Genomic DNA, 24,626 nt, shown 5'->3' on the forward strand with positions numbered 1-24,626 from the left:
CGGAGTGTGGAGTAGCGGCAGCGTACCTCTTGCGGGAGTCCGACGGCATCGACTCGCCTAGTGGCGGCCCGAACCGTATGATGCTCGCATTTCATTCGCCATCGGTGCCCCGTGAATTCCCCGGCCATCGCCAGCAACCTGCGCGACCTCCTCGCCCGCGAGATCAAGACCCGCGAGCTCTTGCGCGCGCTGATCGTTGTCGGCCCGATCGTCGCCGCCTATTTCATCGCGCGCGAAACGGCGTTGCTCAATCTCGGACTGGTCGCGGTTTCGTTGCTCATTCCGGCGCTGCGGCTGCGTCTGGCGCCAAAAATCGTTGTGTGGCACTACCTAGCCATTCTCGTCACCTTTGCCGCGCTGTTTCTGGCCGCTCCGATCAAGCCGCTCTTCGTAGCGCTGACGGCGCTCGCCGGCTTCCTTGCGGTGGCGGGGACGCGCCATGGCGAGCATTTCCGCACACTCGGCAATTGGGTGTTCATCCCCGCCGTCTATCTCGCCTGCGAGGTGCGGGAAGGTCTCAGTCCGTCCGAGGCGCTACGCCACGCCGGCGTCATCATCGTCTCCTCTCCGGTCGCGCTGGCGCTGGTCTGTGCCATCCAGATCTATGACCAGCGGCGGCGCGGCGGCACCGGGGCGGCTTCGTTCGGGCCAGCCGCCGCCGAGTGGTTTCTGCCCGCGCTCGCGACCGCCATGGCGGTGTTCGCATCAGCAGCGCTGGTCGAGATCCTCGACCTCGCGCAGGGGCAATGGGTGATGTGGTCGGCTGCAAGCGTCGTCGTCGGCGATCTCGCCGCCTCCACCGACAAGCTGAAGCAGCGCGCGATCGGCGCTTTTGTCGGCGTGCCGCTGGGCTTTGTCACAGGCCTTGCCCTGCCGCAAAGCCGCATCGGCTACGCAGTGGCGGTTCTCGCGGCCACCCTCACGCTGATCTCGTTCTCCCGCTATGTCGTCGGCTTCGGCCTGCGCTGCTTCTTTATCGCGCTGGCGGCGTCCTTTGCCGGCGGCGCCAGCGGGATCGCTGAGGAGCGCATTATCAACGTGCTGATCGGCGGCACGTTCGGTCTTATCGCAGTAGCCCTGACGGAGATCGTTTGGCCGCGGCTGATACGGAAGGCACGAACCTCCGGGTGATCAGCGAATAGGCACCGCGCAAGCCAATCGAATGCGCCAATCTGTCTCGCCTGCGGCGCATGGCAGCGACGGCCTGATGCAGTAGGTTCGGCAAAAATCCGGGAGAGAATCATGTCCGCCAAGCTCGATCGCCGCCACTTCATCGCCGCCGGTACCAGCGCATTCGCAATGCCTTTCGTTTCGCGTAGCGCCTCCGCGCAAGGCAGCTGGCCGGCGCGGCAGATTCGCATGATTTGCAGCTATCCGGCCGGCGGCCAGACCGACCTGCTCGCGCGCGCCTATGGCGAGTTCATCTCCAAGCAGGTCGGCAAGACCGTCGTCATCGAGAACAAGCCCGGCGCCGCCGGCGCGATCGGCACGGCGGAGGTCGCCCGCGCCGACCCCGACGGCCACACCATCCTGTGCTCGATTTCGACCACCTACATCATGAACCGGGTGGTGATGAAGAATCCCGGCTACGACATGGACAAGGATCTGACACTCGTCAGCGTCATTCCGGGCGCGGGCCTGTTGCTGGTCGCGAACCCCAAGACCGGGGTCAAGACGCTGGAGGATTTCGTCGCCTTCGCGCGCAAGAGCGGCAAGGTGAACTTCGGCACCTACAGCGCGGGCTCGGCCCCGCACATGACGATCAACGAGCTCAACAAGCAATACGGCCTCAACATCGAGCCGGTGCACTACCGCGGCGAGGCGCCGATGTGGACGGGAATGCTGGAAGGCACCCTCGATGCCGCGATGGGCAGCTACACGGCCGCGCAGTCGGTGCTGCAAAGCGACCGCGGCACGGTGTTCGCGGTGCATTCGAAGAAGGTCGACGCGATCCCGAACGTCAAGACGCTGCCGGAACAGGGCGCGACGTCGAAATTCTTCACCGTGAGCGGGTTCACCGGCTGGGTTGTGCCCAAGGCGACGCCGCAGCCGGTGGTCGATCGCATCGCCGAGCTCTGCGTCGCCGCCAACAACGATCCGAAGGTGAAGGAGGTTCTCGCGACCTTCGTGCTCGAACCCGCGATCGGATTCAAGGAAACAAACGCGCTGTACCAGCGCGAGCTGCCGATCTGGATCGAGAGCGCGCAGGCGCTCGGCCTCGAGCCGGCCTGAACTTGGAGACATGGCCAGCACGCCGGCTGCTCCCTCCCCGACCGGAGTCCGACCAAAGCCTAGTGTCGGAGGCGCATTTTCCCGCTATGATTGTGCGCCTCTGCGGACAAGGAAGGTCGATCGCATGACACCGGATGCAGTCGCCGTCGCCGTTATGATCATCCTGCTGTTTCCGATGGGCTATTTCACGCTGGCATCGCCCGCTTTCCTGCTGGTGAGGCTCGATATTCAACCCGTCGCTCAGCTGCTGCGCGGAATGTTCAACGCCCATTTTCTGGTGATGCGCGTCGCCGGCGCCATTGGAACGGTGGCGCTGCTGCTCGACGGCCGCCTGCTTGCCGCCTTCGGCGTCGGCATGATCACGGCCCTGGCGATCTGGGGCCGCCCCTGGTTCATGCAACGGGTCGACGACCAGCTCAGCGCGCGGGACGCCGGTGACGCCGAGGCCGCGCGTCGGTTACGCCGGCTGCATTGGAGCGGAATGCTGGGGAACGCGGTGCTGCTGGTCGCGCTCGTGGCCGGCATTCCCTATGTCGCCATGCCGACCTGACAGGCGCGACACCATGCGAGCGTTCGCGTGGAGCATTCGCTTGAGAACGTCTAATGCTCGCCCGAGCTCGCCGCGCCCTGCTGGGCCTTGTGGATCGAGGACGGCACCACGCCGAAGTATTTTCGGAACACCCGGCTGAAATGCGATGAGCTGGAGAACCCCCAGGAGAAGGCGACGTCGGTGATGGTCTTGCCGGCGTGGGCCTCGAGCTCCTGGCGGCAGTTCTGCAGCCGCGCCTGCCAGATGTAGTCGCTCACCGTGGTGCCGCGCTCGGAGAACAGCATGTGCAGATAGCGCTTGGAGCAACCGAGCTCGGCCGAGATCTGGTCGATGCACAAATCCGGGTCGCGCAAGTGTTCGCGGATGAAGAACTGCGCGCGCACATACATCGCTTCGGGCCCGACACGATCGAACATCGTGTCGGCCTCGCGCAGCGGCAGCAGCAACAGGTCGATCAGCGAATCGGCGACGCCGACCGCGCTGTTGGCCGACAGTTTTGCCGCCTCGTCGAAGGCGGCATGGACGAAATCGTGAGCGATCCGCCCGGTCCCCGTCTTCGCGGTCAATTTGCAGGCCGGCATTCGCTGCGACGGGAATCCGCGGTCGCGCAGCAGCGCCTTCGGCACGATCACCACGTCATGACGGGTAAAGGCGGGACTGATGATCGAATGCGGACAGGAGACGTCATAGGCGATGATGTCGCCGGGGTTGATCTCGATGTGCCGGCCTTCTTGTTCGAAATAAGACACGCCGTAGGTCTGGAAGTGGATTTTTATGTACGGGTGTTCATTGGCCTTGGCGCGCGCCAGCGTGTGCGCGATGCGATGCTGACTGACCTCGATCTGGCAGAGCTTCAGGCGCGAGACCGTGGTGTAATCGATGCGACCTTCGAGCGAGGACGCCTCCAGCGGATCGACGTCGAAATGCCCGCACAGGCTCGTGAGCCCGTCGATCCAGCTCTGGATCTGCCGCTTCGGCGTCATTCCGGTCGTCGAGAGCGTGTGAATGGTGTCGGACATTAATCCAGCCACTGATTTGATCCGGAGATTCGGCGCGAATCGCAACCAGCGCTGCCGGAGCCCTCAGCCGTGATTGCGTGACGTTTACCTCGCATTTGAGCGGTCTCTTGCAACGAGCGCCATCGTTCCATTGCCACTCTTGAAACTTAATCCTCCGCCTTAGTTGCAGCGCCGTCAAGGGGAACCTGAGCGCAGAGGCGGTCTCAAGGACGCACCGAAGCCGCTGAATTCGCTACTGCAAAATCAAAATCTTCACCTCCGTGCGCTGTCGAGCAAACCGCCTTCTCTCTTGGGCAAGTTTCCCGATGGCGAAGCCGTTAGGGATTGCGGCAGGAACAACAAGAACGGGCCGCTCCTGCACGTGGACCCGTGGCTCTCATCAGGAGGAGGAAACAGCACAGCATCGTTTCTGGTCCCAACGTGACCGCCCTGCACGAGCAGACGCCGGACGAGAAGCCCGGTGATTGAGCAATGCTTCGGAAACAATAAACGAGACCAACGGAGGAATAACCTATGCGCAAGGTGCTACTGGCGACCTATCTCGGCTCCGCGGCGGCTCTCGCCGTCGGCAGCGCCTCAGCCAATGACGAGCTGATCAAGATGTCGCAGAACCCCAAGGACTGGGTGATGCCGGCGGGCGACTATGCGAACACCCGCTATTCCAAGCTGAACCAGATCAACGCTCAGAACGTCGGCAAGCTTCAGGTCGCCTGGACGTTCTCGACCGGCGTGCTGCGCGGCCATGAAGGCGGCCCGCTGATCATCGGCAACGTCATGTACGTCCACACGCCATTCCCGAACAAGGTCTACGCCATTGACCTTTCCAACGAGAACAAGATCATCTGGAAGTACGAGCCGAAGCAGGATCCCAACGTCATCCCCGTGATGTGCTGCGACACCGTCAATCGCGGCCTGTCCTACGGCGACGGCAAGATCATCCTGCATCAGGCCGACACCAACCTCGTCGCACTCGACGCCAAGACCGGCCAGGTGGCCTGGTCGGCGACTAACGGCAATCCTGCGAAGGGCGAGACCGGCACGTCGGCCGCGCTGGTCGTCAAGGACAAGGTCCTGGTCGGCATCTCCGGCGGCGAGTTCGGCGTGCAGTGCCACGTCACCGCATACGACCTCAAGAGCGGCAAGCAGGTCTGGCGCGCCTATTCCGAAGGCCCGGATGACCAGATCAAGTTCGATCCGGCCAAGACCACCGCGCTCGGCAAGCCGGTCGGAGCCGACTCCAGCCTGAAGACCTGGCAGGGCGATCAGTGGAAGATCGGCGGCGGCTGCACCTGGGGCTGGATCTCCTACGATCCCGCTTTGAACATGGTCTATTACGGCTCGGGCAATCCCTCGACCTGGAATCCGAAGCAGCGTCCGGGCGACAACAAATGGTCGATGACCATCTTCGCGCGCGATGCGGACTCCGGCATGGCCAAGTGGGTCTACCAGATGACGCCCCACGACGAGTGGGACTATGACGGCGTCAACGAGATGATCCTCACGGATCAGCAGATCAACGGCCAGCCGCGCAAGCTCCTGACCCATTTCGACCGCAACGGCCTCGCCTACACGATGGATCGCGAGAACGGCGAGCTGCTGGTCGCCGAAAAATACGATCCGAAGGTGAACTGGACCTCCGGCGTCGACATGGACAAGAACTCGCCGACCTACGGCCGGCCGAAGGTGCTCGACGCGGCCTCGACCGACAAGGCCGGCGAGGACGTCAACGTGAAGGGCATCTGCCCGGCCGCGCTCGGTACTAAGGACGAGCAGCCGGCAGCCTACTCGCCGGACACGCAGCTGTTCTACGTTCCGACCAACCACGTCTGCATGGACTACGAGCCGTTCAAGGTGAGCTACACCGCGGGCCAGCCCTATGTGGGTGCGACGCTCTCGATGTATCCGCCGCAGGGTGAAAGCCACATGGGCAACTTCATCGCCTGGGACGGCAAGACCGGCAAGATCGTCTGGTCGAACAAGGAGCAGTTCTCGGTCTGGTCGGGTGCGCTCGCAACCGCCGGCGGCGTGGTGTTCTACGGCACGCTCGAAGGCTACCTGAAGGCGGTCGATGCCAAGTCCGGCAAGGAGCTCTACAAGTTCAAGACTCCCTCCGGCATCATCGGCAACGTCACCACCTATGAGAACAACGGCAAGGAGTACGTTGCCGTGCTCTCCGGCGTGGGTGGCTGGGCCGGCATCGGTCTGGCGGCAGGTCTGACCGATCCGACCGCAGGCCTCGGTGCCGTCGGCGGCTACGCGGCCCTCAGCAACTACACGGCGCTCGGCGGTACGCTGACCGTGTTCTCGCTGCCGAACTAAATCCGTCAGCATCGCTCCGGCGCGTGGATCGCTCCACGCGCCGGCTCGTCTCCACCGAATGCCGGCCGAGGGAAAAACTCTTGCGTAAAATCTGCTTTGTCATTGCTGCGACGATCTTGGTTGCGTCCGGAGGAATTGCGGTCGCGGACGGTCCGGGCGATCCGGCTGCCGTGAAGAAGGAAGACGACGGAAAGTGGCTCGATAAGGAGGGCAATCCCACCTACAAGATTTCGGCCGACGGCACCGTGGACTGGTTCACCTATTCCGGATACCGCCGCTATCACTCGGACTGTCACGTGTGCCACGGCCCCGACGGCATGGGATCGACCTACGCGCCGGCGCTGAAGGATTCCGTCAAGTCGATGAGCTACGGCGACTTCCTCGGCGTGGTCGCCTCTGGCCGCAAGAACATCTCGACCGCGCAGGAGAACGTCATGCCGGCGTTCGGCGACAACCCGAACGTCGCCTGCTACATGGACGACCTCTATGTCTATCTCCGCGCGCGCTCCACCGAAGCCTGGGGCCGGCAGCGTCCTTCGAAAAAGGAGGAGAAGACGGAGGCCTACACCAAGGCTGAAGACGCCTGCATGGGCAAGAAATGAACGTTACGAAGGCGGCCAAGACTACTTCTTGGCGTCTGATGCGAATTTGAGGAGCTACCGATGAAGACACGTGCCGCCGTTGCTTTCGAAGCCAAGAAGCCGCTCGAGATCGTCGAGGTCGATCTGGAAGGCCCGAAGGCCGGCGAAGTCCTGGTCGAGATCAAGGCGACGGGCATCTGCCATACCGACGCCTACACGCTCGACGGCTTCGACAGCGAGGGAATCTTCCCGTCGATCCTGGGACATGAGGGGGCCGGCATCATCCGCGAGATCGGCCCGGGCGTGACCTCGGTGAAACCGGGCGATCACGTCATCCCGCTCTACACGCCGGAATGCCGGCAGTGCAAAAGCTGCCTCAGCCAGAAGACCAATCTCTGCACCGCGATCCGCGCGACGCAGGGCAAGGGCGTGATGCCCGACGGCACCAGCCGCTTCTCCTACAAGGGCAAGCCGATCTACCACTATATGGGCTGCTCGACCTTCTCGAACTTCACCGTGCTGCCCGAGATCGCCGTTGCCAAGATCCGCGAGGACGCGCCGTTCGACAAGAGCTGCTACATCGGTTGCGGCGTCACCACCGGCGTCGGCGCCGTCGTCAATACCGCCAAGGTCACGCCGGGCTCCAACGTGGTCGTGTTCGGCCTCGGCGGCATCGGCCTCAACGTCATCCAGGGCGCCAAGATGGCCGGCGCCGACAAGATCATCGGCGTGGACATCAACGATTCCAAGGAGGAATGGGGTCGCAGGTTCGGCATGACCGACTTCGTCAACCCGAAGAAGATCACCGGCGACATCGTTCAGCACCTCGTCGGCCTCACCGACGGCGGCGCCGACTACACCTTCGACTGCACCGGCAACACCACCGTGATGCGCCAGGCGCTGGAAGCCTGCCATCGCGGCTGGGGCACCTCGATCATCATCGGCGTCGCCGAGGCCGGCAAGGAGATCGCCACCCGCCCGTTCCAGCTCGTCACTGGCCGCAACTGGCGCGGCACGGCCTTCGGCGGCGCGCGCGGGCGCACCGACGTGCCGAAGATCGTCGACTGGTACATGAACGGAAAGATCCAGATCGATCCGATGATCACCCACGTGCTCAAGCTCGAGGAGATCAACAAGGGCTTTGACCTCATGCACGAGGGCAAATCCATCCGTTCAGTCGTCGTGTTCTAGCTCGAAAACGTCACACCAAGGAGGATCGACCATGACTGTTGCACTCCATCCCTCGATCGACAACGGCATCAAGCAAGGCAGCGGCAGCTTCGCCGGCGGCACGCTGGTCTGCAAATGCAGCGACCACCCGGTGAAGGTCGGCGTCAAGGGCGACGTCGCCCACAACCATGCCTGCGGCTGCACCAAATGCTGGAAGCCGCAGGGCGCGACCTTCTCCGTCGTCGCCGTGGTGCCGCGCCAGAACGTCACCGTGCTCGAGAACGGCGACAAGCTCCAGATCGTCGATCCCTCGGCGGTGATCCAGCGCTACGCCTGCAGGGCCTGCGGTACGCACATGTACGGCCGGATCGAGAACAAGAACCATCCGTTCTACGGCCTCGATTTCATCCATCCCGAACTGTTCCAGGAGCAGGGCTCGCAGGCGCCGCAATTCGCCGCCTTCGTCTCCTCCGTGATCGAATCGGGCGTGAAGCCCGAGCAGATGGCCGGCATCCGTTCGCGGCTGAAGGAGATCGGCCTCGAGCCCTATGACTGCCTGTCGCCGGCCCTGATGGATGCGATCGCAACCCATGTGGCGAAGGCCAAGGCCGCCTGAGAGGGCTGCCCGAGCTGGCCGGCCGCTAGACCTCGGCCACACCATCTTCGGCTCGCTAGCGCCCGTCGCCGCCAGCGAGCCGCACCGGACCCGCGGCGCAATGCCGCCGCTTCTGCACCACGCGTGAGTAAGGGCCATCGGCTCCTCAGTCCTGGTCTCTGAATGACTGCGCAGGACCGACCGCTTCCTGCTTGAAGTTCGCGGTGTCCTGCGTTCTCCCTCCCTCGACTGAGGCCTACTGCTTCGTCCGTTCGGTCTTGCTGGCGGACGAAGCTTTTTTCGTTGCGCCCATTCGATGAGCAGGCGGCGGGATGACGCGCCCTGCTTTTGACAAACCGTCGATGCAATCTTTTCCCGGTGAGAACACCCGGCTGTGAACGCCGGGTCGGAGCGATCTCTGCTAGGGTCGTGCCGTCACGATGCCGCGCGAAGACAATCAATCAAGAAGAAAACGGGAGGTATCGAGCACATCCAGACATCGCCATCCGCGTTCCTGCCTCCCTCCGGGATTTGCCCGCGCGGGACCACGGCGGGACGTGGCGAGACGACGCACGAACCGTCGCCGACCGGCGGCGGAATTTTGAATTTGGCATGCTTATGAAGAGCGAGGCACGATCATGATCAAGGTGAAGATCAACGGCCAGGAACAGAGCTGGGACGGCGACCCGGATCTCCCGCTACTCTGGTTCCTGCGTGACGAGGCCGGACTGACCGGCACCAAATACGGCTGCGGCCAGGCGCTGTGCGGCGCCTGCACGGTCATCGTCGACAAGCAAGCGGTGCGCGCCTGCATCACGTCCGTCAACGATGTCGCCGGTCGCGAGGTCACCACGATCGAGGGTCTGCATCCGAATGGCGATCACCCGGTGCAGAAGGCGTGGCGCCAGCTCAACGTGCCCCAATGCGGCTTCTGCCAGGCCGGCCAGATCATGCAGGCTGCGGCCCTCCTGATGGATAACCCGAAACCCTCGCATGACCAGATCCGCGAAGGGATGGCCGGCAACATCTGCCGCTGCGGCTGTTACCAGCGCATCGAGAACGCCGTCCATCTCGCATCGACGGGGGTGTGACATGAACTTCATCGACAATCCCGGCAAGCTGCGCGGCTTCGAAAAGCACATCAAGGTCGAGAAGGTCACGCGCCGAAGCATCCTGAAGGGGCTCGGCGTCGCCGGCGGCTTCGTGCTCGCCGCCCCCGTGATGTCGCGCCAGGCGCTCGCTTATGAGACCGGCGCCGGCAAGATGCCGCATGGCGTCGTGGTCGATCCGCGCGTTTTCGTTTCGGTAGGCGCGGATGGCATCGTCACCATCGTCGGGCACCGTTCGGAAATGGGCACCGGCGTGCGCACCAGCCTGCCGCTGATCGTGGCCGAGGAGATGGAGGCCGACTGGTCCAGGGTCAAGGTGCAGCAGGCCCATGGCGACGAGGTCAAATTCGGCAACCAGGACACCGACGGCTCGCGCAGCACGCGGCATTATCTGATTCCGATGCGCCAGATCGGCGCCTCCGCCCGCACCATGCTGGAGCAGGCCGCAGCCAAGCGCTGGGGCGTGCCGGCGACCGAGGTCAAGGCGGTCAACCACGAGGTCGTGCACAGCGCCAGCGGGCGCAAGCTCGGCTTCGGCGAGCTCGCTGCCGACGCCGCAAAGGAATCGGTGCCGAGCATCGAGGGCCTCAAGCTGAAGGACCCCAAGAACTTCCGCTATCTCGGCAAAGGCCAGATCGGCATCGTCGATCTCCATGACATCACCACCGGCAAGGCGCGCTATGGAGCCGACGTGCGGCTGCCGGGCATGAAATATGCCGTGATCGCCCGCCCGCCGGTGACCGGCGGCAAGCTGGTCAAGTTCGAGCCGGAAGAGGCCTTGAAGATCCCCGGCGTCGAGAAGGTGATGCAGGTTCGCGGCTGGCCATGGCCGTCGAAGTTCCAGCCGCTCGGGGGCGTCGCGGTGATCGCGCGCAACACCGGCGCGGCGATCAAGGGCCGCGACGCCTTGAAGCTGGTCTGGGACGACGGCCCCAACGGCAAATACGACTCGGTCGCCTACCGCAAGGAGCTCGAGGAAGCGTCGCGCAAGCCCGGCCTCGTGCTGCGCAAGGAGGGCGATGCGGACGCTGCCTTGAAGAGCGCCGACAAGGTGATCGTCGGCGAGTACTACCTCCCGCATCTCGCCCATGTCTCCATGGAGCCGCCGGTGGCGGTCGCGGACGTCAAGGGCGACAAGGCGGAGATCTGGGCGCCGGTGCAAAGCCCCGGCGGCACCCGCGAGGACGTCGCCAAGACGCTCGACATTCCCGAGGCCAACGTCACCGTCAACGTGACCCTGCTCGGCGGCGGGTTCGGACGCAAGTCGAAATGCGACTTTGCGCTCGAAGCCGCGCTGCTCTCGAAAGAGCTCGGCGCGCCGGTGAAGGTGCAGTGGACGCGGGAGGACGACATCCACAACGGCTTCCTGCACACCGTCTCGGTCGAACGGATCGAGGCCGGCCTCGACAAGAGCGGCAAGGTGATCGCCTGGCGCCATCGCAGCGTGGCTCCCAGCATCGCCTCGACCTTTGCCGCCGGCACGGTGCATCAGGCGCCGTTCGAGATCGGCATGGGCCTGGTCGATATACCGTTCGAGATCGCGAACATCTCTTGTGAGAACCCGGAAGCCGCGGCGTTCACCCGCATCGGCTGGTTCCGCTCGGTCTCGAACATCCCGCGCGCCTTCGCCGTCCAGTCGATGGTCGGCGAGATCGCGCAGGCAACAGGGCGCGACCAGAAGGACATGCTGCTCGAGCTGATCGGCTCGCCTCGCATCGTCAAGCCCAACGTGAAGGACCTCTGGAATTACGGCGAACCCCAGGAAAGCTACCCGATCGATACCGCGCGCCTGCGCAAGGTGGTCGAGCTGGTCGCCGAGAAGGGTGAATGGGCCCGAAAGGTGCCGAAGGGCCACGGTCTCGGCATCGCCGTGCACCGCAGCTTCGTCAGCTACATCGCGACCATCGTCGAGGTGGCCGTCGACGACAAGGGCAAGCTGACGGTGCCGCGGGTCGACACCGCGATCGATTGCGGCACCTACGTCAACCCCGAGCGCATCGCTTCGCAGATCGAGGGCGCGGCGATCATGGGGCTGAGCCTTGCCAAATACGGCGAGATCACCTTCAAGGACGGCAAGGTGCAGCAGAAGAATTTTGACGACTTCCAGGTCGTCAGGATGGACGACTCGCCTGTGGTGACCAACGTCTACATCGTGCCGCCCGGACCCGACACGCCGCCGAGCGGCGTCGGCGAGCCCGGCGTTCCCCCGTTCGCGCCGGCCCTGATCAACGCCATCTTCGCGGCGACGGGAAAACGCATCCGCTCGCTTCCGATCGGCAAGCAATTGGAGGCGTAAGCCGCGGAACAGAAGCGGCCTCGCGCCGTTTGCATCGATCTGACAGGAGCAGATCGATGACCAACATCTCAAAGGCGCTCGCAGTCTCGCTGTCGGGCGCCTTTCTTTTGACTGCCGCGGGCGCATTCGCTCAGAGCAGCACGACGCCGCCGACCACGGCCACGCGGCCCACCGGGCCCGACCAGAATTCGCTGCCCAACGCCAACGCCCCGCCCGCCTCCACCACCCAGACCACCGGGCAGCACAACCCCGATCCCAAGATTCGCGAGATGAACCAGAAGGAAAAGGACAAGGTCGAGCGCGAGGGGAAGTAGGTTTAGCGCCTGCGCATTGATGCGCCCTCTCCGGTTTTGTCCGCCGAAGCCTTGGCGAAGGCGATGTGGGAGAGGGCAGCGACGCTGGTCGATGCGCGCTCACTTGGGTGAGGGGTCTGCCTCTGCGCGCCAATCTCCCGATGAAAGCGCGCGGATAGAACCCCTCGTCCGGCGCTTCGCGCCACCTCTTCCCACAGGGGGAGAAGGAAGAGCCACACAAAATGCGGCGGACGTTGCCGTCCGCCGCATTCGCCACCCCCCTGCTGCTCCGCTTCTGTCGATCCGCCCGCGGAGCTATTTCTTCAGCGCGAAGACCCAGATGACGCCGCCCTGCGGCACGTTGGCTTCGATGCCGATGTTGTTGGTCACGAGCGCGTCCTGGATGCGCTGCGCGTCGACGCCCCATCCCGACTGGATCGCGATGTATTGCGTGCCGTCGATCTCGTAGGACACCGGCATGCCGACGATGCCGGAGTTGGTCTTCTGCTCCCACAACAATTCGCCCGTCTTGGCGTGGAAGGCGCGGAAATAGCGGTCGTTGGTCCCTCCGACGAAGACGAGATCGCCCGCGGTCGCCGTGACCGATCCGAACAGTTGCGACTTTGGGAAGTTGTGCTGCCAGACCTTCTTGCCGGTTGCGGGATCCCAGGCCTGGAGCTCGCCAAAATGATCCGCACCCGGCTTCGTCTTCAGGCCGATATCTTCCGGCTTGGTGCCGAGCCAGAGCTCGCCCAGCTTGAGCGGCACTTTCTCGCCGGTAAAGCCGCCGCAGAAATTCTCGTTGGCGGGCACGTAGACGAGGCCGGTCTTCTGGCTGTAGGCCGCCGACGGCCAGTCCTTGCCGCCCCACAGCGACGGGCAGAACTCCACGCGCTTGCCCATGACCGGCTTGTGCGCGGGGTCGACGATCGGCTTGCCGGTCTCGGGTTCGATGCCCTTCCAGACGTCGGTGAAGACGAACGGCCAGCCGGCGACGTAGTTGATCTTGGTCGGCGTGCGCTCGAGCACCCAGAAGATCGCGTCGCGTCCCGGATGGACCAGGCTCTTGATGTTGCGGCCATCGCGTTGCAGGTCGATCAGCATCGGTGCTTCGACCTCGTCCCAATCCCAGGAATCGTTCTGGTGATACTGGTGATAGGTCTTGATCTTGCCGGTGTTGGGATCGAGCGCGAGCACTGATGACGTGTAGAGATTGTCGCCGGGATGCGAGTCGCCCGGCCACGGCGCGGCGTTGCCGACACCCCAATAGATCGTCTTGGTCTCTTTGTCGTAATTGCCTGTCATCCAGGCCGACCCACCGCCGTTCTTCCAGTCGTCGCCTTGCCAGGTGTCGTGACCGGGCTCGCCTTCACCGGGGATGGTGTAGGTCCGCCACAGCTCCTTGCCGTCCTTGGCATCATAAGCCACGATATAGCCACGCACGCCGAACTCGCCGCCGGAGCCGCCGACGATGACCTTACCGTCAACGATCAATGGCATCAGGGTCAGGTACTGGCCCTTCCTGTAGTCCTGCACCTTCGTGTCCCACAGCACCTTGCCGGTCTTGGCATCGAGCGCGACCACGTGGTCGTCCGTGGTGGCGAGGTAGAGCTTGTCCTCCCAGAGGCCGACGCCGCGGTTGGTCGGATGCAGTTGGAACAGATCGTCAGGAAGCTGCCGCTTGTAGCGCCAGTATTCGTCGCCGGTCTTCGCATTCAGCGCGATCACCTGCCCCATCGGGGTCGTCACGAACATCGCGCCATTGTTGACGATCGGCGGTGCCTGATGGCCTTCGACCACGCCGGTGGCGAAGGTCCAGACCGGTGTGAGGTTCTTCACGTTGGAGGTATTGATCTGGTCGAGCGGGCTAAAGCCGTGCCCGTCATAGGTGCGCCGGTAGAGCATCCAATTGCCTGGCTCCGGATTTTCGAGCCGCTGCGAAGTGACGGGCGAATAATTCTCGATCGGGCCAGCCAGCGCGGCGGTCGAAACGAGGCAGGTGAAGGCGACGAAGCCGGACAGGTAGAATTGCTTCCTGGTCATGGAGAGTTTCATGGACGTTCCCCTTTTTCATCCGCTTGAATTCTTGTTGTGAATTCTTGTCGTTCGTCCCGTCGTCCGCCGCGTCGGCGGAGGCGGCCGTTCGTGACGCGGGCCCAGCCCGCAACCGTCCATCATCCTGGCTGTGTGCCACCTACCTTTCCCATGAAATTGCCGGCGACGCTGAGCGAACCGTCAGCGAGCGCCAGCGGCAGCGCTGCAAGCCGCCGCGGTGCCGGCCCGAACACGACCTGCGCGCCCGCGCGGGGATCGAATTCGGAGTTGTGGCACATGCACTTGAACACCTCCTTGTCGCCGACATCGCTCTTCACCCAGGCGGTGACGGGACAGCCCGCATGCGAGCAGATCGCCGAATAGGCGATGATGCCGTCGACGGCCCGCGCGCGGGTCTTCTCGTCGAGGTCGGCGGGATCAAGCTTGATGATCAGGATCTCGTTGAGCCGTGAGGCGCTGCGCACCACCGCTGAGGTGGGGTCCTTCGGCCAGGCATGGACCGGCGGTCCGCCGGCCTTGAGATCGGCCGCGGTGATGAGCTTTCCCTCCTGGTCACCTTCGGAGAAGACGAGCAGGTCGCCTTTCTGCGGCCGCTCATCCGAGCCGGGCGGATCCTCACCTGCGCGGGCCTGGGTGGAACAGCCGAGGCACGCTGTCGTCGCGAGCGCACCGAGCAGCATGGATCGCCGCGTCTGCTCGGCACCCGCATCGACGTCGGGTTCCGCAGCACTCTCTGAGGATTGTGAATTAGTATCGACCGATGCGCGAGCCATGCCCGTTAGCAGGCACTGGAACTCTGCCGAAAACAAGGCGAAGACTTGGCGCCGCAGTGCATCAATGTGGCTTTGCTCGCGTTGATTGAGCAAGACTAAATGCGTTCCAGCGCGTTTTCGCGAATTCTACATCGCATTGCGCGAACGGCATGATGATTTTGCAGATCAGATCGATGCTGCGGGAATTGGTGCGGCGCGCCATCACGCAACGCGAGCTGCACCTTTCTCAGGCAGGCATTTTGTATTCACGACCTGAGCACGTGACGCGGCGAAGCGATGCGGCCCGCAAGTGTTGCCGACGCCATTTCAAAACTGTCGGCGATACGACGCGCCTTGTCGATGAACAGCGCAGCCGCCGCCGGCGGGCAGACCTCGCGCGCGGTCTGCTCGAACAGCTCGAGCCAGCGATCGAAATGGCCTCCGGCCAGGCTCAGCGGCAGGTGTGCCCGCATCGGCGAGCCATGATAGCGGCCACTCATCAACACGACTGACGACCAGAAATCCCTGAGCTTGGCGAGATGCTCGTCCCAGTTCTGCACGACGGCGAAGACGGGCCCGAGCAGCGTGTCCTCACGCACGCGTCCGTAGAAGCGGGTGACGAGTTCTGCGATCATCTCCTCGGTGATCCCGGTGCGCTCGATCGCATCCTGGGTCAACAGGTTCCGCCGCGCGGCCGCAGCTTCCCGCTCGGCCTTCAGTCGATCCGACATGTCCTTTGTTATCCGTTCCGTTGTTCCCGCAGGCTGCCCGTTCGACATTGTCGGGCCAATTGCGCGCGGCGTCTTTGTCGCAGCGCAAATTGCGGGGATCTGACGGCGGACGCTAGGTGCCCGCCGCCAATGCCTTCATCAGGCGGTATAGGTGTAAAAGCCCTGCCCGGTCTTGCGGCCGAGATGGCCGGCATCGACCATCTCCTTCAGCAGCGGGGCTGGCCGATATTTAGGATCGTTGAAGCCCTTGTAAAAGACCTCCATCACCGAAAGCATGGTGTCGAGCCCGACGAGATCGGCAAGTGCGAGCGGCCCGATCGGATGGTTGCAGCCGAGCTTCATGCCGGCGTCGATCTCCTCCGCCGTCGCGATGCCCTCCTGCAGCGCGAAGATCGCCTCGTTGATCATCGGGCACAGGATGCGGTTGACGGCGAAGCCCGGGCTGTTCTTGGCCGTGATCGCCACCTTGCCGACGCGCTTGGCGAAATCCAGCGCCTTCGCATGAGTGTCGTCCGAGGTCTGCAGCCCACGGATGAGTTCGAGCAGCGCCATCACCGGCACCGGGTTGAAGAAGTGCATGCCGATGAAGCGGTCGGGACGGTCGGTCGCCGCCGCGAGCTTCGTGATCGAGATCGAAGAGGTGTTGGTTGCGACCAGCGTGCGCGGCGACAGCGTGGCGCAGAGATCCTTCAGGATCTTGACCTTGAGCTCCTCGTTCTCGGTAGCGGCCTCGATGACGAGGTCGCAATCCGACAGCTTCGCCCGGTCGGTGGTGCCGGTGATGCGCTTGAGCGTCGCCTCGCGGTCGGCCGCCGACATCTTCTCTTTCTTGACCAGCCGCTCGAGGCTTCCGCCGACGGTCGACAGGCCGCGGTTCACCGCCGCGTCGGAAATATCGACCATCACGACCGACAGGCCCGCGGCGGCGCAGACCTGCGCGATGCCGTTCCCCATGGTCCCTGCCCCGATGATGCCAACGGTCTGGATCATTGCGTCACATCCTTCATCCTTGCGGGCGAGCCAGTTGCAGCCCGGCCCCATTGTTCCTGCATCAGGGTCTAGCACCGCCGTTCGGCTGGCGCGACCCGATCCTGTTCCTTAGCGCATCCGAGGCCGGAATAAAGCCGCCCGCGGGGGCGGCCAGTTGCCTCGATTGTGGGTCCCTGGCCGCGTTTTCCGGTCATCCTGAGCCTTGCTCCAACCCCCCGTGGGGCTGCCCAACCGTTGGGGGCTACCGCGGGCCTTGATTATGGCAGCGGCAGCAGCGAGAAGGGCGGCGCGGGGCTGCCGCGGAACAGGAGCTTGGCCCGAGACGGATGAACGATTTCGCACGATCCATCGGTGCCGCCTTTGCGCTGATCGGCGAGGCCGACACCGAGCTATTGGGCATCGTCGCCTTGTCCGTAAGGGTCAGCCTGACCGCCAGCATCCTCGCACTTCTGATCGGCGCCCCCTTTGGAGCCCTGCTTGCGATCACCCGCTTCCGGGGACGCCAAGTCATCGTCATTCTGACCAATGCGCTGCTCGGCCTTCCACCGGTCGTGGTCGGGCTCGCCCTCTATCTCCTGCTGTCGCGGTCCGGCCCGTTCGGGGCGGCGGGCTTGCTGTTCACGCCAGCCGCCATGGTGATCGCGCAGACGCTGCTGGCGACGCCCATCGTGGTGGCGCTGGTGCACCGGCCGGCAAGCCTGTTGTGGGCGGAGTATGGCGACCTGGCGCGGATCGACGGATTGTCGGCCCTGCGCAGCATGGCCCTGCTGTTCGCGCTCGGCCGGACCTCGCTGCTGACGGCCTTTCTCGCCGCGTTCGGGCGCGCCATCGCGGAAGTCGGCGCCATCATCATCGTCGGCGGCAATATCCGCGGCTTCACCCGCACGATGACGACGGCGATCGCACTGGAAACCAGCAAAGGCGACCTGCCGCTGGCGCTCGGACTCGGGCTGATCCTGCTCGCACTCAGCGTCGCGGTGTCGACCGTCGCCTTCGTCCTAGTGGGGCGCGTTGGGGAAAAATAGCTGCTCGCCGCCGACCTTGTACCCGGCGATCGCTTCCTGCCCTTGCGGCGAAATCAGCCAGTCGATGAAGGCCTGTCCCTCCTTGGCCTTCACGTTCGGATGCTTTTCAGGATTCACCAGCATGACGCCGTACTGGTTGAAGAGCCGCTTGTCCCCCTCGGTCAGGATGGCGAGTTCGCCGCGGTTTTTGAACGACAGCCAGGTGCCGCGGTCCGACAGGAGGTAGGCGTTCCACGACGAGGCCATGTTCAGCGCCGGGCCCATGCCCTGGCCGATCTCCCGATACCAAGTGTCCTTGCCGGCACTGAGGTCGACGCCGGCCTCCTTCCAGAGCCTCAGCTCGGCCGCATGCGTGCCGGACTTGTCGCCGCGCGAGATGAACGGCGCTTTCGCGGTCGCAATCCTGCGCAGCGCCTCGACCACGTCCTTGCTGCCCGAGATCTGCGCTGGATCGCTCTTGGGGCCGACGATGACGAAGTCGTTGTACATGACGTCGAAGCGCTTCACGCCCTGCCCTTCGGACATGAACTTGTCCTCGGCGGGCCTGTCGTGGACGAACACCACGTCGGCATCGCCGCGCCGCCCGATATCCAGAGCCTGGCCGGTGCCGACGGCGACGACCTTCACGCCGATGCCTTCGGCCTTCGCGAACAGCGGCAGCAGATGGCCGAACAGCCCCGACTGTTCCGTCGAGGTGGTCGACGCCACGGTGATGGTGCGATCCTGTGCGGATGCGATGGTGGACCAGAGCAGAACCGCTCCGATGGTGGCAAGCTTCCTCATGCGCCGTCCCCGATCAGACAATGACGGTTCTGAAATAGCGGCTCGCGACGACGACGGGAACCCCGACTTGGATCGCAACGAGAGCAAGTGCTGCCGCGCATCGGCAGGAACGTGGTCTGCGCATGCGAGTTGTCCGGGATGCAAGTCAAGGAGAATCCGATGAAGAAGATCATCCTGGCAGCCGCATGCGTCATGGCGCTGGCGACAGGTGGCGCTTTCGCGCAGACACAACCCGCACCCGGCGCATCCGGTCAGGGCGATGTCGGCCCCTCATCGCGAGGCCCGGCAACCAAGGGAATGACGACAGGACGTTCATCGAACATGCAGAACGAGGCCAGCGACGGCAAGGGCGCGCAGTCGCCTTCGGCCGGCGGCAGCGACACCAACAACATGAGCAGCCAGGCCGGCGGCAGTGCGGGTACCGGCGGCACCGGCTCCGGCAAGTGACCTGAGGATCCAATATCTCTAGGGATGCGAGTCAATTGAAGCAATCGCGAACGGCACTCCACTCTGCGGAGCGGCATTCGCCCCGCAGAATGGATGCGCGGATGTTCTGCAATTGGTCCTGCCTACGTTGACACGGGTGTGACGGCCGGGGCAGGTTTTCACATTGCTGACGAATCAGCGATTGCCTCACGCCGAGCACCTCTTGGACAACTCCCAGTGCTTTCGAGACTGATATCGTTGCTGCGCCGCATTCCAGCGGTGAACTGGGCGTTTTCCCGGCTTCGGCCTGTGCCGCACAGCGGCAACCTCGACGTCGCGCCGACTGCAGAGGCTTCATCTGCCATCGCCGAAGACGTTGCCAGCACTACTCCAGAGCCAATCGCCGAGATCAGCTATGATCCAGTCCACGATGAGGCTGATCTCGCCGCCACCGCTCCGGTCGCGGAGAACGATGCGGCTGTGTCGGTCGTCGCGGACATTGCGGCCGACGATACCTGCATCGGCGACTCATCTTCAGAGTTGGCAACGGCAATCGAGGCGCCTGCGGCGCCGCCAGCGACCGAGGAGGCGTTGGCTGCATCGGCCGGTGTGGAGAACGAGCCAGTTGCAGCCTCCGATCTCGCCGTCGTGGACGATGATGCATCGCCTGCTGGAATCTCTGCAGAGATCGACTCTGCCACCGCAGAAGAGATTGTGGCTTCATCAGCAGACGTCGCGACCGCTTCGGCCGATCTCCCTGCCCTCATCATCGAGGCTGCCCCCTCGCCCGACGTATCCCTCGATCTCGTACCCGATGCCGCCGAAGCAATCCCGGTCGACGTCGAGAACGTGGCGGCTGTTGTCTCTGAAGCCAGCGCCGAGATCGATCCGGCGCCCGTTGTCGCAATCGCGCCGACGCCCGCAAATGATGTTCCGCTCGCCACGGCCATTGCGGCGGTAGCCAACGAGTCATCCAGCGACGTCGCGGAAGCTGAACCAGCTCCGGCTCTCACGTCTCCTTCGCCAGAGATCCGCAGCGCACCGAAAGTTCGCGCGCGCGCCGTAGAGCCCGCCGACCGCGCCGCGCTGATCCGGCAGCGCTGGGCCGAGAGCGGAATCAGGATGTGGAATCCGCAGCTTCACGGCACCGGCGAGGCCGCGCTGAACATCCAGGGAAGCGTCGGGCTGCTGCCGCCGGCGGCCGGCGAGACAATGCCGCGCTACGACAAGCTGGAATTCAGGATGCTCGGCGGACAGATCGTCTGTGAGGGCGTCATCGTCGAGGCCCCCGTGCAGGCGGGCCATCGGAGCTTCACGCGGCTCGCCGAGCCGCGGAGCATCGAGCGGATTCGCGAGCCGGCGCGCGAGCGCCAGGCCGTTCTCGCCTGATCCTTTCGTCTGCGACCACCACGAGAATGTGCTAGGCTGATGTCCCGACATGGGAGATCCCAGATGCACGCAAGACCATTGCTCTTTGTCGTGATCGCGCTTGCTGTCTCGCAGCCGGCGCTCGCCGCGGGCAAGCGGCCGCATCACATGACTGGGCCCGCCACCGATCCGGCCGCTCCCTACAAGGCCGATCGGCTCTCCTCCTCGCGCGGCGAGTCGATCCTCGACACGCCTGGCCAGACCACCGTGCTGACGCGGCAGGTTCTCGACGACAAGAGGGCGACCAGCCTGCGGGACGCCATGCGCTCGACCGCAGGTGTGACGATCGGACGCTAGGCCGCTTGCACCGCTCTCGGTCGCCCGCACCGAGCACTCGCTGACACCCATGGCGAGCAGGGCGTAGCTGCGGCGATTTCGGACGACGTGCCTGAGACGCACGCCCCTTGCCGCCGGCTATCCTTAACGGGACCTCACCAATGCACGCGACCGGAAGATCCTGAGGCAGCGCGCAACCAGTGCTGGCCGAGCCCGGCTAGCGTCGATCTAACGGGCCCTTTACCCGTGCCGTGCAAGATTGCCCCGTTTTTCAGGGATCTGGGGCTCGTATTTCAATGCCTGTTGCCGAATTGAAATCTCGTCTTGCTGCCGCGATGCGATTGTTTCGCGTTCCCGCCGACAATCCGGATCTCACACGCGCGCAGTTCGATGCCTTCTCCAAGCAGATCCCACTGCTCTACTTCATTCTCATCAGCAACACGATTGCGGTCGCCTACACCTATGTGAACGTGGCGCCGGACTGGCTGACGACGATCGTGCCGGCCGTGCTGACGGTGCTCGCAGGCTCACGGACCTTCTGGTGGCTACGCCAGCGCCGGCTCGTTCGCAGCGATGCCGACATCCTGCGCAATCTGCGCGCCACCAATTGGCTGACCCTGCCGATCGGTGCCGGCTTCACCGCCTGGTCGTTCGCGCTGTACCCCTACGGCGATCCCTTCGCCAAGAGCCAGGTCGCCTTCTACATGGCGGTCACCGTGATCGGCTGCATCTTCTCGCTGATGCATCTGCGCTCGGCGGCGCTGATCGTGACGCTGATCGTCGACGTTCCCTATGTGTTGTTTTTCTTCGCCACGGGCGAGCCGACGCTGAAGGCGATCGCGGTCAACAACCTCCTGGTTTCCGGCGCGATGGTGACGGTGTTGTTCATCTACTATCGCGACTTCGCCGATCTCGTCGCCAGCCGCAAGTCGCTGCTCGCGCAACAGGCGGCGACGCAGGCGCTCTCTGACGAGAACTTCCGCCTTGCCAATCTCGATTCACTCACCGAGCTACCGAACCGCCGCCGCTTCTTCGCCGAGCTGTCGAGCGCCTTCACCGATGCCGAACGCAGGAAAGTCCGGGTCGCAGTCGGCATCATCGATCTCGACGGCTTCAAGCCGATCAACGACAATTACGGCCACTCAGTCGGCGACCGCGTCCTGATCGAGGCCGGCCGGCGCATCCGCGAGGTCTGCGAGGGTTTTGGTCCGCACCGGGTCGAATTCGCCCGACTCGGCGGTGACGAGTTCGGCCTCGTCGTGTGCGGCGACCCCAATGATGCGGATCTGCTACGGCTGGGCCAGCGCATCGGCGACCAGGTCAAGCTTCCCTATCAGCTCGATACCGCTCATACGGGGCTGTCCTGCTCGATCGGCTTTGCGTTGTTTCCGCAATCGGCCACGACCGCGGAAGCACTGTATGAATGCGCCGATTATTCGCTCTACCATGCCAAGCGCCATCTGCGCGGCCGCACCGTGATCTTCTCGAGCGAGCTCGAGGCCGAGATCCGCAGTCGCGGGGTCATCGAGAACCTGCTGCGCACCACTGATTTCGCCACCGAGATGGACCTGGTGTTCCAGCCGATCGTCGATGCCATGAGCGAGCACACCGCCGGCTTCGAGGTGCTGGCGCGCTGGCGCAGCGCCCGCCTCGGCCTGGTCTCTCCGGCCGATTTCATTCCGGCTGCCGAGCGCATCGGTCTGATCCGGCCGCTGACGCAAGCGCTGCTGGTGCGCGCACTCGCCGTCGCCAGGACGTGGCCCGATCACATCCGCCTCTCGTTCAACCTCTCTGCACACGACGTCTGCGCGGCGGAAGGCATCTTGCCGCTGATCGCCATCATCGAGAAGAGCGGGCTGCCGCCACAGCGGATCGATTTCGAGATCACCGAAACCGCCGTCACCTTCGACTTCGTCCGCGCGCAGCAATCGATCGCAACGCTGAAGGCAATGGGCTGCGGCATTTCGCTGGACGATTTCGGCACCGGCTATTCGTCGTTGAGCCACGTGCACCGGCTGCCGCTCGACAAGATCAAGGTCGACCGCAGCTTCGTTTCCGACATCAACGAGAATCCCGTCAGCCACAAGATCATCAAATCGCTCACCGGCCTCTGCGACGACATGGAGATCGCCTGCGTCGTCGAGGGCGTCGAGACCCGTGCTCAGCTCGACACCCTGCGCCGCCTGGGGTGCGACTTCATCCAGGGTTATTATTTCGCCAAGCCCATGCCGGCCGATGCGATTGGCGACCATCTGGCGAAGGAGAGCCGGCGCCTCGACGGCACCGAGGCCAAGGTCGTGGCCTAAGCCCCTCGTCTACCTCGCCAGGCTCGGCAGATCGAGCCCCTTGTCGCGGGCGCAGTCGATCGCGATGTCGTAGCCGGCATCGGCATGACGCATGACGCCGCTGGCGGGATCGTTCCACAGCACGCGCTCGATCCGCTTCGCCGCCTCGGGCGTGCCGTCGGCGACGATCACCATGCCGGCATGCTGCGAATAGCCGATGCCGACGCCGCCGCCATGATGCAGCGAGACCCAGGTCGCCCCGCTGGCGCAATTGAGCAGCGCATTGAGCAGCGGCCAATCGGACACCGCATCCGATCCGTCCTTCATCGCCTCGGTCTCGCGGTTGGGGCTCGCCACCGAGCCGCTGTCGAGATGATCGCGACCGATCACGATCGGCGCCTTCAATTCGCCGCGCGCCACCATCTCGTTGAAGGCAAGGCCGAGACGATGGCGATCGCCGAGGCCGACCCAGCAGATCCGCGCCGGCAGGCCCTGAAACTTGATGCGCGCCTTGGCCATGTCGAGCCAATTGTGCAGATGCTTGTCGTCGGGCATCAGCTCCTTGACCTTGGCGTCCGTCTTGAAAATGTCGTCGGGATCGCCCGACAGCGCGGCCCAGCGGAAGGGCCCGATACCGCGGCAGAACAGGGGACGGATATAGGCGGGCACGAAGCCGGGGAAATCGAACGCGTTCTTCAGGCCCATGTCCTGCGCCATCTGGCGGATATTGTTACCGTAGTCGAGCGTCGGAATGCCCTGGGCATGGAAGTCCAGCATGGCCTGGACATGCTCGACCATCGACGTCTTGGAGGCGCGCTCCACCGTCTTCGGATCGGACGCACGCTTGGCTTCCCACTCAGCGAGCGTCCAGCCCTTCGGCAAGTAGCCGTTGATCGGATCATGGGCGCTGGTCTGGTCGGTGACGATATCAGGCTTGACGCCGCGGCGGACCAGTTCGGGGAAAATCTCGGCGGCATTGCCGAGCAGGCCGACCGAGACCGCCTTCTTCGTCTTCGCGGCGTCCGCCATGATCGCGAGCGCTTCGTCGAGCGTTGCGGCCTGCCGGTCGAGATAGCCGGTCCGTAGGCGCATCTCGATGCGGCTCGGCTGGCATTCGACTGCAAGCATCGAAGCGCCGGCCATGGTCGCGGCCAGCGGCTGCGCACCGCCCATGCCTCCCAAGCCGGCCGTGAGAATCCATTTGCCGGCGAGGCTGCCGCCATAATGGCGACGGCCGACCTCGACGAAGGTTTCATAGGTGCCCTGCACGATGCCCTGGCTGCCGATATAGATCCAGGAGCCCGCCGTCATCTGGCCGTACATCATAAGACCCTGGCGATCGAGCTCGTTGAAATGATCGAGCGTGGCCCAATGCGGCACGATGTTGGAGTTCGCGATCAGTACGCGCGGCGCGTCGGCATGGGTCCGGAAGACACCGACCGGCTTGCCGGACTGCACCAGCAACGTCTGGTCGGCTTCCAGCTTGCGCAAGGCCGCAACGATCCGGTCAAAACTTTCCCAGTCGCGTGCCGCGCGGCCGATGCCACCATAGACGACGAGCTCGCTCGGGCGCTCCGCAACGTCTGGGTCGAGATTGTTCATCAGCATGCGCAACGGCGCTTCCGTGAGCCAGCTCTTGGCGCTGATGTCGCTGCCGCGGGGAGCGCGGATGGTGCGGTCATTGTCCAGTCGGCGGTTCATGTGGACCTCT

The 24,626-nt window shown here is 64.2% G+C and carries 22 protein-coding genes; 15 read left to right on the forward strand and 7 right to left on the reverse strand.

What is annotated here, in order from left to right:
• Positions 1 to 111 precede the first annotated feature (111 nt).
• The 3 genes from DCG74_RS32035 to DCG74_RS32045 all read left to right on the forward strand — a co-directional run bounded on the left by DCG74_RS32035 (position 112) and on the right by DCG74_RS32045 (position 2,782).
• Positions 112 to 1,131, forward strand: coding sequence for an FUSC family protein (locus DCG74_RS32035; RefSeq protein WP_172785580.1), 1,020 nt, complete (start codon positions 112 to 114; stop codon positions 1,129 to 1,131).
• Between the two features lie 111 nt (positions 1,132 to 1,242).
• Positions 1,243 to 2,232 (forward strand): tripartite tricarboxylate transporter substrate binding protein, encoded by a 990-nt coding sequence (locus DCG74_RS32040; RefSeq protein ID WP_172785581.1) that lies wholly within the window; start codon positions 1,243 to 1,245, stop codon positions 2,230 to 2,232.
• A 124-nt stretch (positions 2,233 to 2,356) separates the two neighbouring features.
• Positions 2,357 to 2,782 carry a hypothetical protein gene (locus DCG74_RS32045; protein WP_172785582.1) on the forward strand — a complete coding sequence of 142 codons (426 nt, stop codon included), beginning with the start codon at positions 2,357 to 2,359 and terminating at the stop codon, positions 2,780 to 2,782.
• A gap of 50 nt (positions 2,783 to 2,832) precedes the next feature.
• Here the strand turns inward: DCG74_RS32045 and DCG74_RS32050 are convergent, their stop codons facing one another.
• On the reverse strand, positions 2,833 to 3,801 hold the full coding sequence (locus DCG74_RS32050; protein ID WP_172785583.1) for a helix-turn-helix domain-containing protein: 969 nt from the start codon (positions 3,799 to 3,801) through the stop codon (positions 2,833 to 2,835).
• A gap of 513 nt (positions 3,802 to 4,314) precedes the next feature.
• Between DCG74_RS32050 and xoxF5 the strand changes: the two genes are divergently transcribed.
• From xoxF5 to DCG74_RS32085, 7 genes are all read left to right on the forward strand, one after another.
• Positions 4,315 to 6,120, forward strand: a complete 1,806-nt coding sequence (gene xoxF5 / locus DCG74_RS32055) for a lanthanide-dependent methanol dehydrogenase XoxF5 (protein WP_172785584.1) — start codon at positions 4,315 to 4,317, stop codon at positions 6,118 to 6,120.
• Positions 6,121 to 6,200: 80 nt separating this feature from the next.
• Positions 6,201 to 6,722 carry a c-type cytochrome, methanol metabolism-related gene (locus DCG74_RS32060; protein ID WP_172785585.1) on the forward strand — a complete coding sequence of 174 codons (522 nt, stop codon included), beginning with the start codon at positions 6,201 to 6,203 and terminating at the stop codon, positions 6,720 to 6,722.
• A 60-nt stretch (positions 6,723 to 6,782) separates the two neighbouring features.
• A complete protein-coding gene (locus DCG74_RS32065; protein ID WP_027574628.1) occupies positions 6,783 to 7,892 on the forward strand; it encodes an S-(hydroxymethyl)glutathione dehydrogenase/class III alcohol dehydrogenase in 1,110 nt (369 codons plus the stop codon).
• A 31-nt stretch (positions 7,893 to 7,923) separates the two neighbouring features.
• On the forward strand, positions 7,924 to 8,487 hold the full coding sequence (gfa, locus tag DCG74_RS32070) for an S-(hydroxymethyl)glutathione synthase (protein ID WP_172785586.1): 564 nt from the start codon (positions 7,924 to 7,926) through the stop codon (positions 8,485 to 8,487).
• Between the two features lie 617 nt (positions 8,488 to 9,104).
• Positions 9,105 to 9,557, forward strand: coding sequence for a (2Fe-2S)-binding protein (locus DCG74_RS32075; protein WP_025037743.1), 453 nt, complete (start codon positions 9,105 to 9,107; stop codon positions 9,555 to 9,557).
• Between the two features lies 1 nt (position 9,558).
• The gene (locus DCG74_RS32080) at positions 9,559 to 11,871 is read left to right on the forward strand and encodes a molybdopterin cofactor-binding domain-containing protein (protein ID WP_172785587.1); all 2,313 of its coding nucleotides are present in this window, start codon (positions 9,559 to 9,561) and stop codon (positions 11,869 to 11,871) included.
• 56 nt (positions 11,872 to 11,927) lie between these two features.
• Entirely contained in the window at positions 11,928 to 12,185 is a 258-nt protein-coding gene (locus tag DCG74_RS32085; protein WP_172785588.1) for a hypothetical protein, read from the forward strand.
• 294 nt (positions 12,186 to 12,479) lie between these two features.
• Here DCG74_RS32085 and DCG74_RS32090 read toward each other — a convergent pair whose 3' ends face one another.
• The 4 genes from DCG74_RS32090 to DCG74_RS32105 form a co-directional block, all read right to left on the reverse strand.
• A complete protein-coding gene (locus tag DCG74_RS32090; protein ID WP_172785680.1) occupies positions 12,480 to 14,207 on the reverse strand; it encodes a methanol/ethanol family PQQ-dependent dehydrogenase in 1,728 nt (575 codons plus the stop codon).
• Between the two features lie 131 nt (positions 14,208 to 14,338).
• The gene (locus tag DCG74_RS32095; RefSeq protein ID WP_172785589.1) at positions 14,339 to 14,992 is read right to left on the reverse strand and encodes a ubiquinol-cytochrome c reductase iron-sulfur subunit; all 654 of its coding nucleotides are present in this window, start codon (positions 14,990 to 14,992) and stop codon (positions 14,339 to 14,341) included.
• Positions 14,993 to 15,237: 245 nt separating this feature from the next.
• On the reverse strand, positions 15,238 to 15,702 hold the full coding sequence (locus DCG74_RS32100; RefSeq protein ID WP_172785590.1) for a group III truncated hemoglobin: 465 nt from the start codon (positions 15,700 to 15,702) through the stop codon (positions 15,238 to 15,240).
• Between the two features lie 138 nt (positions 15,703 to 15,840).
• On the reverse strand, positions 15,841 to 16,692 hold the full coding sequence (locus tag DCG74_RS32105) for a 3-hydroxybutyryl-CoA dehydrogenase (protein ID WP_157283960.1): 852 nt from the start codon (positions 16,690 to 16,692) through the stop codon (positions 15,841 to 15,843).
• 326 nt (positions 16,693 to 17,018) lie between these two features.
• Here DCG74_RS32105 and DCG74_RS32110 point away from each other — a divergent pair, with 326 nt between their 5' ends.
• Positions 17,019 to 17,717, forward strand: coding sequence for an ABC transporter permease (locus DCG74_RS32110; protein WP_172785591.1), 699 nt, complete (start codon positions 17,019 to 17,021; stop codon positions 17,715 to 17,717).
• Here DCG74_RS32110 and DCG74_RS32115 read toward each other — a convergent pair.
• Positions 17,691 to 18,500 carry a substrate-binding domain-containing protein gene (locus DCG74_RS32115; RefSeq protein ID WP_172785592.1) on the reverse strand — a complete coding sequence of 270 codons (810 nt, stop codon included), beginning with the start codon at positions 18,498 to 18,500 and terminating at the stop codon, positions 17,691 to 17,693. The genes DCG74_RS32110 and DCG74_RS32115 overlap by 27 nt on opposite strands.
• 87 nt (positions 18,501 to 18,587) lie before the next feature.
• Here DCG74_RS32115 and DCG74_RS32120 point away from each other — a divergent pair, with 87 nt between their 5' ends.
• From DCG74_RS32120 to DCG74_RS32135, 4 genes are all read left to right on the forward strand, one after another.
• Positions 18,588 to 18,947 carry a hypothetical protein gene (locus tag DCG74_RS32120; protein WP_257187450.1) on the forward strand — a complete coding sequence of 120 codons (360 nt, stop codon included), beginning with the start codon at positions 18,588 to 18,590 and terminating at the stop codon, positions 18,945 to 18,947.
• 237 nt (positions 18,948 to 19,184) lie between these two features.
• Positions 19,185 to 20,315 (forward strand): hypothetical protein, encoded by a 1,131-nt coding sequence (locus DCG74_RS32125; protein ID WP_172785593.1) that lies wholly within the window; start codon positions 19,185 to 19,187, stop codon positions 20,313 to 20,315.
• Between the two features lie 63 nt (positions 20,316 to 20,378).
• Entirely contained in the window at positions 20,379 to 20,651 is a 273-nt protein-coding gene (locus DCG74_RS32130) for a TonB-dependent receptor plug domain-containing protein (RefSeq protein WP_172785594.1), read from the forward strand.
• Between the two features lie 275 nt (positions 20,652 to 20,926).
• Entirely contained in the window at positions 20,927 to 22,936 is a 2,010-nt protein-coding gene (locus DCG74_RS32135; protein WP_172785595.1) for a bifunctional diguanylate cyclase/phosphodiesterase, read from the forward strand.
• 9 nt (positions 22,937 to 22,945) lie between these two features.
• On the opposite strand, the gene hutU is transcribed toward DCG74_RS32135, so the two are convergent.
• The gene (gene hutU, locus DCG74_RS32140) at positions 22,946 to 24,616 is read right to left on the reverse strand and encodes a urocanate hydratase (protein ID WP_172785596.1); all 1,671 of its coding nucleotides are present in this window, start codon (positions 24,614 to 24,616) and stop codon (positions 22,946 to 22,948) included.
• Positions 24,617 to 24,626 lie beyond the last annotated feature (10 nt).

This window comes from Bradyrhizobium sp. WBAH42, from assembly GCF_024585265.1.
Lineage (GTDB): Bacteria > Pseudomonadota > Alphaproteobacteria > Rhizobiales > Xanthobacteraceae > Bradyrhizobium.